Source organism: Streptomyces viridochromogenes DSM 40736, from assembly GCF_000158955.1.
In the GTDB taxonomy this organism is placed as follows: Bacteria; Actinomycetota; Actinomycetes; order Streptomycetales; family Streptomycetaceae; genus Streptomyces; species Streptomyces venetus.
The window spans coordinates 951,073-969,153 of record NZ_GG657757.1 but is presented as its reverse complement, the minus strand read 5'-3'; the positions used below and the strand labels follow the sequence as shown (position 1 = coordinate 969,153).

1 protein-coding gene and 1 pseudogene are annotated in these 18,081 nt (G+C 72.6%); both read left to right on the top strand.

All coding sequences use genetic code 11. From position 1 onward, the window contains the following. Positions 1 to 12,483, top strand: a pseudogene (locus tag SSQG_RS42080) (SDR family NAD(P)-dependent oxidoreductase); the annotation flags it as partial. Then, positions 12,463 to 18,081: SDR family NAD(P)-dependent oxidoreductase (locus SSQG_RS43885; RefSeq protein WP_425315013.1), on the top strand; the 5,619-nt coding region annotated here is incomplete at its 3' end. The pseudogene SSQG_RS42080 and the gene SSQG_RS43885, both read left to right, overlap by 21 nt.

Here is an 18,081-nt window from a genome sequence, read left to right as displayed (position 1 = left end):
CCACGCCCTCGCCACCCGCCGCACCTTCTTCGAGGAACGGGCCGCCGTCTTCGGCGTCACCGTGGCCGACCGGCTCGCCGCACTGGAGGCACTGGCCGCCGGCACCCCCTACGCGGACGTCCCGGACGCCGTCACCGGCAGCGCCGCCGGCGCCGGCCGCACCGCCTTCCTCTTCACCGGGCAGGGCGCCCAGCGACTCGGCATGGGACGGGAGCTGTACGCGGCCTCACCGGTCTACGCCGCCGCCTTCGACGCCGTGTGCGCGGCGTTCGACGGAAAGCTCGAGCGCCCGCTGCGCGAGGTCGTGTTCGCCGACCCGGACGGCCCGGACGCCGAGCTGATCCATCGGACGAGCTTCACCCAGCCCGCGCTGTTCGCGACCGAGATCGCGCTGTTCCGGTTGCTGGCCCACCACGGAACCACCCCCGACCTGGTCGCCGGGCACTCCATCGGCGAACTCGCCGCCGCCCACGCCGCGGGCGTGCTCTCGCTCGACGACGCCGCGACCCTCGTCGCCGCCCGCGCACGGCTCATGCAGTCCGCCCGCCCCGGCGGCGCCATGATCGCCGTGCAGGCCACGGAGGACGAGGTCCTGCGGTCCCTCCAGGGTCACGAGCATGCCGTGAGCATCGCAGCGGTCAACGGCCCCCGTGCGGTGGTGGTCTCCGGTGACGCGGACGCCGCCGAGGAGATCGCCGACGGCTGGCGGGCCGAGGGCCGCAAGACCAGCAGGCTCAAGGTGAGCCATGCCTTCCACTCACCGCACATGGACGACGTGCTCGACGAGTTCCGCGAGACCGCGGCGGGCCTGAGCTTCCGGGCCCCGGACATCCCCCTGGTGTCCACGGTGACCGGTGTGCCCGCCACGGCCGACGAACTGGCCTCGCCCGACTACTGGTCCGGGCAGATCCGGGCCACCGTCCGCTTCCTCGACGCCGTACGCGAACTGGACCGCCAGGGCGCCACCGTCTTCGTGGAGGTCGGTCCCGACGCCGTCCTCACCGCCCTGGCCCAGGAAGCCCTCGCCGAGACGCCCACCACCCACGTCGCGCTGCTGCGGCCGGGCCGCCCCGAGACCGACACGTTCGCCCGCGGCCTCGCCCGCGCCCACACGGCCGGCGCCCCCCTGGACGGCGGGTCCCTCCACCCGGCCGGCACCGGCACCCCCGCGTTCGAACCACCGACGTACGCCTTCCAGCGGGAGCACTACTGGCTCGCCCCCGAGGCGCCCGTCGACGCGCGAGGACTCGGCCTGGACACCGCCGACCACCCCCTGCTCGCCACCGTGGTCGACCTGGCGGAGAGCGAGGGCACGGTCCTCACCAGCCGCCTGTCCCTGAGCGACCACCCGTGGCTCGCCGACCACGCCATCACGGGCACCGTCCTGCTGCCCGCCACGGCCTTCCTCGAACTGGCCGTCGCCGCGGGCGGCCACCTCGGCGCCCCGCAGGTCGACGAACTCACCCTGGAAGCACCGCTCCTGGTACCGGAGAACCGGGCGGTCCGCGTCCAGGTCACCGTCGGCGCGCCCCGACCCCGCCGGGGGCCCGGGCCGTTCACCGTCCACGCCGGCCCGGACACCGCCGCGGACGACGCACGCCAGTGGACCCGGCACGCCTCCGGCACCCTCGCCCCGCCGGCCCCCGCCGCGACGAGCGGCGAGGCCCTGACCGTCTGGCCGCCCGACGGCGCCCGACCCGAACCGCTCGCCGCCGCCTACGACCGCCTCGCCGCCCTCGGCTACGACTACGGCCCCGCCTTCCAGGGCCTCACCGCTGCCTGGCGCGACGGGGACGACCTCTACGCGGAGGTACGCCTGTCCGACGGCCCCGCCGAGGCGGCGGAAAGCTACAGCCTGCACCCGGCGCTCCTCGACGCCGCCCTGCACCCCCTGGTCCTCGCGGCGGCCGACGGCACCGACCCCGACAGCATCCGGCTGCCCTTCACCTGGTCCGGAGTCACCCTGCACGCCGTCGGCGCCGCCGCCCTGCGCGTCCGGATCAGCCCGCACGGTACCGACACCTACCGGATGACCCTGGCCTCCGGAACCGGTGCGCCCGTGGCCGAGGTCGAGTCCCTCACCCTGCGCCCGGTCGACCGTCGGAAGCTGGCCGCGACGGACCGTGCCACGACGGCCGACACGCTCTACGACCTCACATGGCCGGCCCTCGCCGCGCCCCCGCGGGACACCGACGTCCCGGAACCCGCCTTCGCCGAAGCACGGGACGCACTCGCCGACGTGGCGGCGGCCGACGTCGTCGTCGTACGGCAGTACGGGACGCACGGCACCACCCAGGCGGACGGCCGGCACACGCCGACCCTGCGGGTACTGCGCCTGGTCCAGGAGTTCCTGGCCGACGAGCGGTTCGCCGCGGCCCGCCTCGCCGTCCTGACGTCGGGCGCGGTAGGCGCCCTGCCCGGCGAGGACGTCACCGACCTCGACGCGGCTCCCGTATGGGGCCTGGTCCGCTCGGTACAGTCCGAACATCCCGACCGTGTGGTCCTGGTCGACCTCGACGCCGAAGCCGCCGCGGACACCGAGACCGGCACAGCCGGGCTGCTCACCACCGCCCTCGCCATGGGAGAGCCGCAGCTCGCCCTGCGCGACGGGACGTTCCACGCCCCCCGGCTGGCCACCACGGACACCGTCCGCGCGGACGGCGAGCAGCCTTCGTTCGCACCCGACGGCACCGTCCTCGTCACCGGCGGCACCGGAGGGCTCGGCGCCCTCTTCGCCCGCCACCTCGTCACCGACCACGCCGTACGCCACCTGCTGCTGGTCAGCCGCCGCGGCCCCGAAGCACCCGGTGCGGCCGAACTCGTCGCCGACCTCACCGCGCAGGGCGCCACCGTCCGTGTCGAGGCGGCCGACATCGCCGACCGTGAGGCCGTCGCCGCGCTCCTCGACTCGGTGCCCGGCGCCCACCCCCTGACCGCGGTGGTGCACACCGCCGGCGTCCTCGACGACGCGACCGCCCTGTCGCTGACGCCGGAACGCCTGCACACCGTGCTCGCCCCCAAGGCGGACGCGGCCCGGCACCTGCACGAACTGACCGGCGGCCTCGACCTGCGCGCGTTCGTCCTGTTCTCCTCGGTGTCCGGCCTCGTCGGCACCGCCGGCCAGGGCAACTACGCCGCCGCCAACGCCTACTTGGACGCACTGGCGCAGCACCGCCGCGCCCAGGGGCTGCCCGCCACCTCGCTCGCCTGGGGCCTGTGGGACGCCACGCACGGCATGGGCGCCACGCTGACGCCCGCCGAGATCGCCCGCTGGGAACGGGCCGGAATGCCGCCGCTCACCGTCGAGCAGGGACTCGCCCTCTTCGACCAGGCCCTCGACTCGGACGCCCCGCTCCTGGTCCCCGTACCGCTGCGGCTGTCCCGGGCCGGTGCCGCCGAGCCGCACCCGCTCCTCCAAGGGCTCGTCCCCGCCCGCCTCCGCCGCGTCGCCCGTACCTCCGGTCCGGGCCACGCGGGGGAGTCCTCCTGGGCCCGTCAGATCGCCGCGCTCCCCGAGGACGAGCGGAAGGAGACCGTGCTCGACCTGGTGCGCGGCAAGGTCGCCGCGGTCCTCGGCCACTCCGGAGCGGGCGCCGTCGCCCCCGACCGTGCCTTCAACGACTTGGGCTTCGACTCGATGAGCGGCGTGGAACTGCGCAACGAGCTGGCCCGGACCACCGGTCTGCGGCTGCCCACCACCCTCGTCTTCGACCATCCCGCCCCGGCAGCGCTCGCCGCCTACCTGCTCGGCCGTGCCGTCGAACTGGAGGCACCGGCCGCGGTCACCCCCCGGCGCACGGCCAAGGCGGAGCCGATCGCGATCGTGGGGATGGCGTGCCGTTATCCGGGTGGGGTGTCGTCGCCGGAGGATCTGTGGCGGCTGGTGGCCGGTGGTGTGGATGCGGTGAGTGAGTTCCCGTCGAACCGTGGTTGGGATCTGGAGGGGTTGTTCGATCCGGATCCGGAGCGTGTGGGGACGAGTTATACGCGTCATGGTGGGTTCTTGCATGATGCGGATCTGTTTGATCCGGAGTTCTTCGGGATGTCGCCGAGGGAGGCGACGGCGGCGGATCCGCAGCAGCGGTTGCTGTTGGAGACGGCGTGGGAGACCTTCGAGGACGCCGGCATCGACCCGACCTCGCTCCGCGGCACCGCCACCGGCGTCTTCACCGGCGCCATGTACGACGACTACGCCGCCCGGGCGGTCGCCAAGCCCGGCGAGTACGAGGGCTTCCTGCTCGCGGGCAACCTCTCCAGCGTCATCTCCGGCCGCGTCGCCTATACGTACGGCCTGGAAGGCCCCGCCGTCACGGTGGATACGGCGTGTTCGTCGTCGTTGGTGGCGTTGCATCTGGCGGCGGGTGCGTTGCGTAGTGGTGAGTGTGATCTGGCGTTGGCCGGTGGTGTGACGGTGATGTCGCAGCCGACGACGTTCGTGGAGTTCTCGCGGCAGCGGGGGTTGTCCGCGGATGGTCGGTGCAAGGCGTTTTCTGCGGGTGCGGATGGTACGGGGTGGTCCGAGGGTGTGGGGCTGCTGTTGGTGGAGCGGTTGTCGGATGCGCGGCGGCTGGGTCATCGGGTGCTGGCGGTGGTGCGGGGTTCGGCGGTGAATCAGGATGGTGCGTCGAATGGTTTGACGGCTCCTCATGGTCCGTCGCAGGAGCGGGTGATTCGTGCGGCGTTGGCGGGTGCGGGGCTGAGTGGTTCCGATGTGGATGTGGTGGAGGCGCATGGGACGGGGACCCGGTTGGGTGATCCGATCGAGGCGCAGGCGCTGCTGAACACTTATGGTCAGGACCATACTGATGAACGGCCGTTGTGGCTGGGGTCGTTGAAGTCGAACATCGGGCACGCGCAGGCCGCGGCCGGTGTCGGTGGTGTGATCAAGATGGTGCAGGCGATGCGCCACGGCGTCCTGCCCAAGTCGCTGTACGCGGACGAGCCCACCTCGGTGGTGGACTGGACGGACGGCGCGGTGGAACTGCTCGCCGAGGCCCGGGAGTGGCCGGCCGTGGACCGTCCCCGACGGGCGGGCGTGTCCTCCTTCGGGATCAGCGGCACCAACGCCCACGTCATCATCGAACAAGCACCGGACGAACCGTCCCGCACCGAGCCGACCCGCGACCAGGACCGCCCCGCGGTCCCCTGGATCCTCTCCGCCCGCGGCGAGGAGGCCCTGCGCGGCCAGGCCCGCCGGCTGCACGCACACCTGACCCGCAACCCGGACCTGACACCGGGCGACATCGCCTACTCGCTCGCGACGACGCGCGCCGTCCTGGAGAACAGCGCGGCCGTCGTCGCCGCCGACCGCGACGCGCTCCTCGCGGGCCTCGCGACACTGGCCGAGGACGGCTCCGCGCCCTCCGTCGTACGCGCCACCGCCGACCAACCAGGCAAGACAGCCTTCCTGTTCACCGGTCAGGGCAGTCAGCGGGTCGGTATGGGGCGGGAGTTGTACGCGGCGTTTCCGGTCTATGCGGCGGCGTTCGATGAGGTCGCGGGTGCGTTGGAGGGGCATCTGGGGCGGTCGCTGGGGGAGGTCATCCGGTCCGGTGAGGGTCTGGACGAGACGGTGAACACGCAGGCCGCGTTGTTCGCGGTCGAGGTGGCGCTGTTCCGGCTGATGGAGTCGTGGGGGATCGTTCCGGACTATCTGGCCGGTCATTCGGTGGGTGAGGTGGTGGCCGCGCATGTGGCGGGGGTTTTGGACCTGGCGGATGCGGCGGCGTTGGTGGCTGCGCGTGGGCGGTTGATGCAGTCGGCCGTGGCCGGTGGCACGATGCTCGCGGTGCAGGCGGCTGAGGAGGAGGTCCGCGGGCTGCTGGCCGGGTGTGAGGGCCTGGTCGATGTGGCTGCGGTGAATGGGCCGCGGTCGGTGGTGGTCTCCGGTGACGCCGCCACGGTGGATGGGCTTGCGGTGGTGTGGAAGGAGCAGGGCCTTCGGGTCAAGCGCCTGACAGTCAGCCATGCCTTCCATTCGTTCCATATGGACGGTGTGCTGGAGGAGTTTGAGGGGGTGGCGCGGGGGCTCACGTTCCGTGCGCCGCAGATCCCTGTGGTGTCGAACGTGACCGGTGTACTGGCGAGCGAGGAGGAGTTGTGCTCGCCGGAGTACTGGGCGCGGCACATCCGTCAGGCCGTCCGCTTCCACGACGGCGTACGCCTCCTGGAGCAGCTGGGTGTCCGGCAGTACGTGGAACTGGGCCCGGACGGAGTCCTGACCTCCATGGTGGAGGCGTCGCTCACCGAGCCGCCGGGCGCGCTCACCCCCGCGCTGCGCCGGGACAGGCCTGAGCCCGAGACCGTCATGTCCGCGCTCGCCCTGTTGCGGATGCGAGGAGCCGAGCCCGACTGGGACACGGCACTGCCCGGCGCCCGCCGCGTGCCGCTGCCCGGCTACGCCTTCCAGCACCGGCGCTACTGGCTCGACGCACCCACCGCGGACGTCGACGCCGAGGGCCTCGGCCTGAGCACGGTCGAGCACCCGCTGATCGGCGCCGCCGTGCGCATGGCGGGCCGCGACGCCTACCTCTTCACCGGACGGCTCTCCCTGCGCACCCACCCGTGGCTCGCGGACCACACGGTGTCCGGCACCGTCCTGCTGCCCGGCACCGCCCTCCTCGAACTGGCCCTGCGCGCCGGGGAGCAGGCCGGCAGCGCACACGTCGAGGACCTGACCCTGGCCGCACCGCTCGTCCTGTCCGAACACGGCGGCGTCGACGTACAGGTCACCGTCGGGGAGCCGGACGACGACGGACGGCGCGGCGTCGAGATCTACTCCCGCGCCGCCGGGCAGGGCCCGGACGGGGAAAGCGAGTGGGTGCTCAACGCCCACGGTTCGCTGACCCCCGCCGACCCCTCCGACACCGGGTCCGGACTGGTGGTCTGGCCTCCGGCGGGCGCGACCGAGATCGACCTCGACGGCGCCTACGAGCGTCTCGCCGACCACGGATTCGCCTACGGCGCCGCCTTCCAGGGGCTGCGCCGGGTGTGGCAGGGCGAGGGCGAGACCTTCGCCGAGGTCGCCCTGCCGGACGAGGCGGGCGAGCGGGCGGGACACTTCCTGCTCCATCCGGCGCTGCTGGACGCCGTACTGCACCCGCTGCTGCCCGGCGTCACCGGGGACGACGGACAGCCACGCCTGCCGTTCTCCTGGTCGGGTGCGCGCGTCCACGCCGTCGGAGCGTCCGTCCTGCGGGCACGGCTGACCCTGTCCGACTCCGGCGGGGAGACGCTGGAGGCGTCACTGCAGGTCGCCGACGGCACGGGACTGCCCGTGGCGTCGGTGGACTCGCTGCTCCTGCGGCCGCCGGCCGCGGACGCGCTGCGGGCAGCCGGCGCCGGACGGAACGGACTGTTCCCCGCCGTCTGGTCGGTGACCGAGGCTCCCCGGGGAACGGTCGACACCTCAGGCTGGGCGGCCCTGGGCTCCTCGCCGGTCCTCTCCGTGAAGGCGTACGAGGACCTGGAAGAAGTAGCGGGAAGTGGGGCGGACACCGTCCTGTGGGCCCCGGGCCACGACAGCACCGCCCCGGCGGGCGGCCCCGGCGTCGCCGAGGCGGCACGCGCCACCACCCGGCAGGCGCTGACGACCGTGCAGGCGTTCCTCGCCGATCCGCGACTGGCCGAAGCGCGGCTCGTGGTCGTCACACGCGGCGCGGTGGCCACGAGCCCGGACGACGACGTCCCGGACCTGGTGCACGCGGGCCTATGGGGCCTGCTGCGGACGGCACAGACGGAGAACCCCGGCCGTGTCGTGCTGGTCGACGCCGACGGCGACGGCGACGTCACCGAGGCCGTCGCCACCGGAGAGCCCCAGGTGGCCGTGCGTGGCGACACGTTCCTCGTGCCCCGCCTGGAGCGCGCCCTCGGCGCGGACGACGACGCCGTCCCGCCCCGATGGGACGAGGGCACCGTCCTCATCACCGGGGCCACGGGAACACTGGGCCGGATCCTGGCCCGGCACCTGGTGACCGAACACGGCGCCCGGCACCTGCTGCTGCTCAGCCGCCGCGGTGAATCCGCCCCGGGAGCGGCCGAGATGAAGGAGGAGCTGACCGGCCTCGGTGCCGGCGTCACCTTCGCCGCATGCGACGCCGCGGACCGTGAGGCACTGGCCGGCGTCCTCACGGCGGTGCCCGAAGACCGGCCGCTCTCCGCCGTCGTCCACACGGCGGGGGTCCTGGACGACACGGTGCTCGGTGAACTCACCCCGGAGCGACTGGACACGGTGCTGCGACCCAAGGTGGACGCGGCGTGGAACCTGCACGAACTGACACGGGACCGTGCGCTGTCGGCCTTCGTCGTCTACTCGTCCGTCGCCGGCCTCCTCGGCACCGCCGGACAGGCCAACTACGCGGCCGGCAACACCTTCCTGGACGCACTGGCCCAGCACCGCAGGGCGCAGGGCCTCCCCGGCCTCTCCCTGGCCTGGGGCCTGTGGGAGCAGGAGAGCGCCATCAGCGGCGGCCTGAGCGAGACGGACCTCAGGCGGCTGGCCCGGCTCGGCCTGGTGGCACTGCCGTCGGACGAGGCGATGAACCTGTACGACGCGGCCTTCCGCCTCGCGCGGCCCGTGCTGGCGGCCACGTACGTCGACACCGCGGCCCTGCGGCGGCAGGGTGAGAACGCGGCGCCGCTGCTACGTGGCCTGGCACCCGCCACCGCCCGCCGCACAGCGGCCGGGACGGGCGCGGAGCAGGGCGCGGGGCTCCTGGAGCAGCTCGGCGCACTCGGCGCGGCCGAACGCGAGGCGGCCCTCATCGAGCTGGTGCGGGGACAGGCCGCCGCCGTCCTCGGGCCACTCCGGGCAGGGCTCCGTCGACGCCGACAGGCCCTTCCAGGAGCTGGGCTTCGACTCGCTCACCGCGGTCGAGCTGCGCAACCAGCTCGGCCGGGCCACCGGTCTGCGCCTGCCCACCACCCTCGTCTTCGACCACCCGACCCCCACCGCCCTCGCCCGGTTCGTCGCCGGGCGGATCGAGGAACGGCAGGGGCCGGCGGACGTCCCCGGACTCGCCGAGCTCGACCGTGCCGAGGCCCTGCTCAAGTCCCTGGCACCCGAGGACGAGTCCCGGACACGCCTCGCCGACCGGCTCAGGGAACTGCTGCTCCTGGCGGAAGCGGTACCAGGAGGCGAGGCCGACGCCGGGGGCGGCCTGGACCTGGACGCAGCCAGCGACGAGGAGCTCTTCGCGCTCGTCGACGAACTCGACTGAACCCCGCACGCACCGCACACACCGCGCCCGGCCGGCAACAGGCCCCGACCCGGCACCACACCATTCGATGCTCAGGAGTTGAAAGCACGTGACGGACGAGGGAAAGCTCCGTGATTACCTCAAGCGGGCCATCGCCGACGCTCGCGACGCCCGTAAGCGGCTGAGCGAGGTCGAGGACCGTCAGCACGAGCCGATCGCGATCGTGGGGATGGCGTGCCGTTATCCGGGTGGGGTGTCGTCGCCGGAGGATCTGTGGCGGCTGGTGGCCGGTGGTGTGGATGCGGTGAGTGAGTTCCCGTCGAATCGGGGTTGGGATCTGGAGGGGTTGTTCGATCCGGATCCGGAGCGTGTGGGGACGAGTTATACGCGTCATGGTGGGTTCTTGCATGATGCGGATCTGTTTGATCCGGAGTTCTTCGGGATGTCGCCGAGGGAGGCGACGGCGGCGGATCCGCAGCAGCGGTTGCTGTTGGAGACGGCGTGGGAGACCTTCGAGGACGCCGGCATCGTCCCCGCCGATCTGCACGGCTCCCGGACCGGCGTCTTCACCGGCGTCATGTACGGCGACTACGGCTCCCGCGTCGGCGAACTGCCGGAAGGGCTGGAGGGCTACCTCGCCAGCGGCAGCGCGGGCAGCGTCGCCTCCGGCCGGATCGCCTACACGTACGGCCTGGAAGGCCCCGCCGTCACGGTGGACACGGCGTGCTCGTCGTCGTTGGTGGCGTTGCACCTGGCCGTCAACGCACTCCGCAACGGCGAGTGCGACCTCGCCCTCGCCGGCGGCGTGACCGTCATGCCGACGGCCATGCCCTTCATCGAGTTCTCCCGGCTCCAGGGCCTTGCCGCCGATGGTCGGTGCAAGGCGTTTTCGGCGGGTGCGGATGGTACGGGGTGGTCCGAGGGTGTGGGGCTGCTGTTGGTGGAGCGGTTGTCGGATGCGCGGCGGCTGGGTCATCGGGTGCTGGCGGTGGTGCGGGGTTCGGCGGTGAATCAGGATGGTGCGTCGAATGGTTTGACGGCTCCTCATGGTCCCTCGCAGGAGCGGGTGATTCGTGCGGCGTTGGCGGGTGCGGGGCTGAGTGGTTCCGATGTGGATGTGGTGGAGGCGCATGGGACGGGGACCCGGTTGGGTGATCCGATCGAGGCGCAGGCGCTGCTGAACACTTACGGTCAGGACCACACCGACGAACAGCCGTTGTGGCTGGGGTCGTTGAAGTCGAACATCGGGCACGCGCAGGCCGCGGCGGGTGTCGGTGGTGTGATCAAGATGGTGCAGGCGATGCGCCACGGCGTCCTGCCCAAGTCGCTGTACGCGGACGAACCCACCTCGGTGGTGGACTGGACGGACGGCGCCGTGCGACTACTGGCCGAGGCACGCGAGTGGCCGGCCGTGGACCGTCCCCGACGGGCGGGCGTGTCCTCCTTCGGCTTCAGCGGCACCAACGCCCACGTCATCATCGAAGCGGCGCCCGCCGCCGACACCACCGAGGACGACAACGGCACCGACGGCATCGTGCGTCCTCCCGCCGTTCTCGCCTGGGCACTCTCCGGCAGGACACCGGAGGCCCTGAGGGAGCAGGCCGCGCGGCTGCTCGCCCACGTGGAGCGCGACTCCTCGGCCGATCCCCTGGACCTGGCCTATTCCCTGGCTGCTACTCGTGCTGTGTTCGATCAGCGTGCTGTGGTGGTGGGTGCCGATGGTGAGGCGCTGGTGGAGGGGTTGCGGGCGCTGGCGTCGGGGGGTTCGTCGGGGCGGGTGGTTTCCGGTGCGCGGGTGGCGGGGCGGACGGCCTTCCTGTTCACCGGTCAGGGCAGTCAGCGGGTCGGTATGGGGCGGGAGTTGTACGCGGCGTTCCCGGTCTATGCGGCGGCGTTCGATGAGGTCGCGGGAGCGTTGGAGGGGCATCTGGGGCGGTCGCTGGGGGAGGTCATCCGGTCCGGTGAGGGTCTGGACGAGACGGTGAACACGCAGGCTGCGTTGTTCGCGGTCGAGGTGGCGCTGTTCCGGCTGATGGAGTCGTGGGGGATCGTTCCGGACTATCTGGCCGGTCATTCGGTGGGTGAGGTGGTGGCCGCGCATGTGGCGGGGGTTTTGGACCTGGCGGATGCGGCGGCGTTGGTGGCTGCGCGTGGGCGGTTGATGCAGTCGGCCGTGGCCGGTGGCGCGATGCTCGCGGTGCAGGCGGCTGAGGAGGAGGTCCGCGGGCTGCTGGCCGGGTGTGAGGGCCTGGTCGATGTGGCCGCGGTGAATGGGCCGCGGTCGGTGGTGGTCTCCGGTGACGCCGCCACGGTGGATGGGCTTGCGGTGGTGTGGAAGGAGCAGGGCCTTCGGGTCAAGCGCCTGACAGTCAGTCACGCTTTCCATTCGTTCCATATGGACGGTGTGCTGGAGGAGTTCGAGGGGGTGGCGCGGGGGCTCGCCTTCCGTGCGCCGCGCATTCCTGTGGTGTCGAACGTGACCGGTGTACTGGCGAGGGAAGAGGAGTTGTGCTCGCCGGAGTACTGGGCGCGGCACATCCGTCAGGCCGTCCGCTTCCACGACGGTGTGCGTCACCTCGTCGACCTTGGGGTGAGCACGTTCCTGGAGCTGGGCCCCGACGGGGTTCTGACGGCGATGGCGCAGGAGACCCTCGAAGCCGACGACCGGGACGACATCCGGGCCCTCACTCTCCTGCGACGCGATAGGCCCGAACCGGAGACGGCGGTGGCCGCGGTCGCCGCCCTGCGCATCAGGACCGAGGCGGGACGCTCTGGCTGGGAGGCGTTCTTCGAGGGCACCGGCGCCAAGCGTGTCCCCCTGCCCACCTACGCCTTCCAGAACGAGCGGTACTGGCTCGACGTCCCCGCCGGCCACGGCGACGCCACCGAACTCGGGCTCCGCTCGACCGGACACCCGCTGCTCGGCGCTTCGGTCACGCTCGCCCGAGGCGGAGAGGTGCTCTTCACGGGGCGCGTGTCACTGCGGACGCACCCCTGGCTCGCCGACCACGCCGTCTCCGGCACCGTCATACTCCCGGGCACCGCCTTGCTCGAACTCGCGGCCCACGCGGGCGAGCAGGCAGGCGCCGAGCAGGTGGCCGAGCTCACCCTCGCCACGCCCCTGGTCCTGCCCGCCGACGGCGGAGTGCACCTGCAAGTGGCCGTGGGGGAGAAGGACGAGTCCGGCGCACGCCCCATCGAGGTGTACTCCCGCCCCGACACGGACGACGAGCGCGACTGGGTCCTCAACGCACAGGGCACCCTCGTGCCCGCCGCCCCGGACACGCCCGCCGCCGACCTGGTGGTCTGGCCCCCGGCGAACGCGCGGGAGGCCGGCCTGGACGGCGTCTACGAGCGCCTGGCCGACCAGGGGTACGCGTACGGCCCGGCATTCCGGGGCCTGTCCCGGGTGTGGCGGGGCGAGGACGAGATCTTCGCAGAGGTGACCCTGCCGGACGGAGTGCGCGACGAGGCGGGCCGGTTCCTGCTGCACCCGGCGCTGCTGGACGCCGCGCTGCACGCCCTGCTGCCGGGCGTGGCCGAGGAAGACGTGGAAGCGCGCCTGCCGTTCTCCTGGACCGGCGTCCGCGTCCACACGACCGGCGCTGCCGCGCTGCGGGTCCGCTTCGGTCTGTCCGGCGCCGCCGACACCGTCTCCCTGCTGGTCACCGACGACACGGGCGTGCCGGTGGCGTCGGTGGACTCGCTGGCGCTCCGCCCGCTGTCGAAGGACGCGGTGCGCACGGCGGCCCAGGCGGGTCGTGACGGCCTGTTCTCGGCGGCCTGGTCCGAAGTGCCGGCGCCCGAGTCCGCCGCGGACACCTCTGGCTGGGCGGTGCTGGGAGCGCCCGCCCTGGCCTCGGCGGCCTCCTACCCGCACCTCGACGCGGTGGCGGCGGCCGGGGCGGACACCGTCGTCTGGCCGCTGGTCGCCGACGGAGACGACGGAGCCGTCGGCGGTGAGGGCATCGCCGGACTGGCGCGCGTCGAACTCGCCCGCGTCCTGGAACGCGTGCAGGCCTTCCTGGCCGACGAACGACTGGCCGGCACACGTCTCGTGGTGGTGACCCGGGGGGCACTGGCCGCCCAGCCGGGCGAGCAGGTGACGGACCTGGTGCACGCCGGTGTGTGGGGTCTGCTGCGCACCGCGCAGACGGAGAACCCCGGCCGGGTCGTCCTCGTCGACGCCGACGCCGAGGGGTACGCACAGCTCCCCCTCGCCCTGGCCGTGGGCGAGACCCAGCTGGCCGTCCGCGACCGCCGCCTGCTGGTGCCGCGACTGGCCCGTGCGCGGGCGGCCTCCCCGCAGGAGCAGGCGGCGGCCCCGCGCTGGGACGAGGGCACCGTGCTCGTCACCGGCGCCACGGGAACGCTGGGCCGTCTCCTGACCCGTCATCTGGTGACCGAACACGGCGCCCGGCGTCTGCTGCTGCTGAGCCGCCGGGGCGCGAACGCCCCCGAGGCCGGCGAACTGCGGGCGGAGATGGAGCGGCTGGGCGCCCAGGTGTCGTTCGCCGCGTGCGACGCGGCGGACCGCCGGCAACTGGCCACAGCGCTGGCGGAGATACCGGACGAGTCCCCGCTGACCGCGGTGGTGCACACCGCGGGCGTCCTGGACGACACCGTGCTGAGCGGGCTGACCGCGGAACGACTCGACGCGGTCGTACGGCCGAAGATCGACGCGGCCTGGAACCTCCACGAGCTGACGCGGCACCTGCCGCTGTCCGCCTTCGTCGTGTACTCGTCGCTGGCCGGCCTGATCGGCAACGCAGGCCAGGCGAACTACGCGGCGGGCAACACCTTCCTGGACGCGCTGGCACAGCACCGCCGGGCCCTAGGGCTGCCGGCCACGTCGCTGGCGTGGGGCCTGTGGTCGCAGACGAGCACGATCAGCGGTCAGCTGACCGACACCGACCTGCGCCGCATCGCCCGGCTCGGCCTGCGGGCCCTCCCGTCGGACGAGGCGATGAGCCTGTTCGACGCCGCCCTCCTGACCGGTGAGCCGGTCCTCGCCGTGACCTACCTGGACACGGGGGAGCTGCGACGCCAGGGCGACGAGGTGCTGCCCGTCCTGCGCGACCTGGCCCCCGCCGGCCCGCGCCCCAAGACCGCCGGCCACACCGCGCAGGGCGGCGGATCGACGCTGGTGCGGCGGCTCGCCGCGCTGGACGCCGACGCCCGTCACGCGGCACTGCTCGAGCTGGTGTGCGGCCGGGTCGCCGGGGTGCTCGGACACGCGAACGCGGCGGCGATCGACGCCGACAGGCCCTTCCAGGAGCTGGGCTTCGACTCGCTCACCGCGGTCGAGCTGCGCAACCAGCTCGGCCGGGCCACCGACCTGCGGCTGCCCACAACCCTCGTCTTCGACCACCCGACCCCCACCGCCCTCGCACGGCAACTGGCGCGCGAACTCTTCGGCGACGCACAGCCCGACCGGGCCGCCGCGGCCGTCACCGCCGCGACGGGCGACCCCGCGGAACCGATCGCGATCGTGGGGATGGCGTGCCGTTATCCGGGTGGGGTGTCGTCGCCGGAGGATCTGTGGCGGCTGGTGGCCGGTGGTGTGGATGCGGTGAGTGAGTTCCCGTCGAACCGTGGTTGGGATCTGGAGGGGTTGTTCGATCCGGATCCGGAGCGTGTGGGGACGAGTTATACGCGTCATGGTGGGTTCTTGCATGATGCGGATCTGTTTGATCCGGAGTTCTTCGGGATGTCGCCGAGGGAGGCGACGGCGGCGGATCCGCAGCAGCGGTTGCTGTTGGAGACGGCGTGGGAGACCTTCGAGGACGCCGGCATCGTCCCCGCCGATCTGCACGGCTCCCGGACCGGCGTCTTCACCGGCGTCATGTACAGCGACTACGGCACCCGGACCCACCGGCTCCCCGAAGGGCTGGAGGGCTACCTCGCCAGCGGCAGCGCGGGCAGCGTCGCCTCCGGCCGGATCGCGTACTCCCTCGGCCTGGAGGGGCCTGCGGTGACGGTGGATACGGCGTGTTCGTCGTCGTTGGTGGCGTTGCATCTGGCGGCGGGTGCGTTGCGTAGTGGTGAGTGTGATCTGGCGTTGGCCGGTGGTGTGACGGTGATGTCGCAGCCGACGACGTTCGTGGAGTTCTCGCGGCAGCGGGGGTTGTCCGCGGATGGTCGGTGCAAGGCGTTTTCGGCGGGTGCGGATGGTACGGGGTGGTCCGAGGGTGTGGGGCTGCTGTTGGTGGAGCGGTTGTCGGATGCGCGGCGGCTGGGTCATCGGGTGCTGGCGGTGGTGCGGGGTTCGGCGGTGAATCAGGATGGTGCGTCGAATGGTTTGACGGCTCCTCATGGTCCGTCGCAGGAGCGGGTGATTCGTGCGGCGTTGGCGGGTGCGGGGCTGAGTGGTTCCGATGTGGATGTGGTGGAGGCGCATGGGACGGGGACCCGGTTGGGTGATCCGATCGAGGCGCAGGCGCTGCTGAACACTTATGGTCAGGACCATACTGATGAACGGCCGTTGTGGTTGGGGTCGTTGAAGTCGAACATCGGGCACGCGCAGGCCGCGGCCGGTGTCGGTGGTGTGATCAAGATGGTGCAGGCGATGCGCCACGGCGTCCTGCCCCGAACCCTTCACGTCGACGAGCCGTCGGGACATGTCGACTGGGACACGGGCGCGGTGGAGTTGCTGACCGAGGCGCGGGAGTGGCCGGTCCTGGACCGTCCCCGACGGGCCGGCGTGTCCTCCTTCGGGATCAGCGGCACCAACGCCCACGTCATCATCGAAGCGGTGGAACACGACGAGGCCGAGGCACCGACGGAACCGTCGAGGACCCTGCCCGCCGTCCCGTGGACGCTCTCCGGCCGGACCCCGGCCGCCCTGCGCGAACAGGCGACGAAGCTGCTGTCCCACCTAGAGCGTGATTCCTCGGCCGCCCCGCTGGATGTGGCCTACTCCTTGTCCGCTACTCGTGCTGTGTTCGATCAGCGTGCTGTGGTGGTGGGTGCCGATGGTGAGGCGCTGGTGGAGGGGTTGCGGGCGCTGGCGTCGGGGGGTTCGTCGGGGCGGGTGGTTTCCGGTGCGCGGGTGGCGGGGCGGACGGCCTTCCTGTTCACCGGTCAGGGCAGTCAGCGGATCGGTATGGGGCAGGAGTTGTACGCGACGTACCCCGCCTATGCGGCGGCGTTCGATGAGGTCGCGGGAGCGTTGGAGGGGCATCTGGGGCGGTCGCTGGGCGAGGTCATCCGTTCCGGTGAGGGTCTGGACGAGACGGTGAACACGCAGGCTGCGTTGTTCGCGGTCGAGGTGGCGCTGTTCCGGCTGATGGAAGCCCACGGTGTGACACCGGACTACTTGCTGGGTCATTCGGTGGGTGAGGTGGTGGCCGCGCATGTGGCGGGGGTTTTGGACCTGGCGGATGCGGCGGCGTTGGTGGCTGCGCGTGGGCGGTTGATGCAGTCGGCCGTGGCCGGTGGCGCGATGCTCGCGGTGCAGGCGGCTGAGGAGGAGGTCCGCGGGCTGCTGGCCGGGTGTGAGGGCCTGGTCGATGTGGCTGCGGTGAATGGCCCGCGGTCGGTGGTGGTCTCCGGTGACGCCGCCACGGTGGATGGGCTTGCGGTGGTGTGGAAGGAGCAGGGCCTTCGGGTCAAGCGCCTGACAGTCAGTCACGCTTTCCATTCGTTCCATATGGACGGTGTGCTGGAGGAGTTCGAGGAGGTGGCGCGGGGGCTCGCCTTCCGTGCGCCGCGCATTCCTGTGGTGTCGAACGTGACCGGTGTACTGGCGAGCGAGGTGGAGTTGTGCTCGCCGGAGTACTGGGCGCGGCACATCCGTCAGGCCGTCCGCTTCCACGACGGTGTGCGTCACCTCGTCGACCTTGGGGTGAGCACGTTCCTGGAGCTGGGCCCCGACGGGGTCCTGACGGCGATGGCGCAGGAGACCCTCGAAGCCGACGACCGCGACGACGTCCACGCCCTCACCCTCCTCCGACGGGACCACCCCGAGGCAGAGACCGTCGTCAAGGCACTCGGCACACTGCACAGCCGCGGCGTCCGCGTCGGCTGGGAGGCGTTCTTCGAAGGCACCGGTGCCAAGCGCGTCCCCCTGCCCACCTACGCCTTCCAGCACGAGCGGTACTGGCTGCAGCCCACGGCACCGGAGGACGGCGAAGCCGGCCCGGACGCCACCGGGCACCCGCTGCTCGGTACCGCCGTACCGGTCGCGGGCACCGGCCAGACGGTGTTCACGAGCCGCCTCTCCCGGCGCACCCACGGGTGGATCGACGACCATACGGTCCTCGGCACCGCGGTGCTGCCCGCCTCCGCGCTCGTCGAGGCCGCGGTCAGAGCGGCCGACGAGGTCGGCGCGGGCCACCTGGAGAGCCTCACCGTGCACCGGCCGCCGGTGCTGCCCGACCACGGCACCGCCCGGCTCCAGACCGTCGTCGGCGCCCCCGACGAAACCGGGCGGCGCCCCTTCACCGTCCACGTCGTGGCCGACGGAGCGGAGCCCGACCGGGCCGCACACGCCGAGGGCGTTCTCGGGACCGCCACCCATCCGGCGCCCGCGACCGTCCCTGGCGGCCTGTCGGACGCTGGCGAAGTACACCTGGACGAGGGCCTCCTGCCGGACGCGGCGGCCCACGGTCTGCACCCCGCCCTGCTGGAGCGGGCCGTGCGCGGTATCGCGGGCGAGCCCCCCGCCGGCAGCGTCCGGGTCCCGGCCGCCTGGCAGGGCGTCCGGCTGCACGCGACAGGCGCCTCGGTGGTGCGCGTCCGGGTCGCGCCGACCGACGGCGACGCCGTCTCCGTGCAGTTGACGGACACGGCCGGGCAGCCGGTCCTCACCGTCGACCGGCTCGCCTTCGAGGACATGCCGGAGGACCGGTTCGCGCCGGCGGAGGGCGCGCACCAGCCGCTC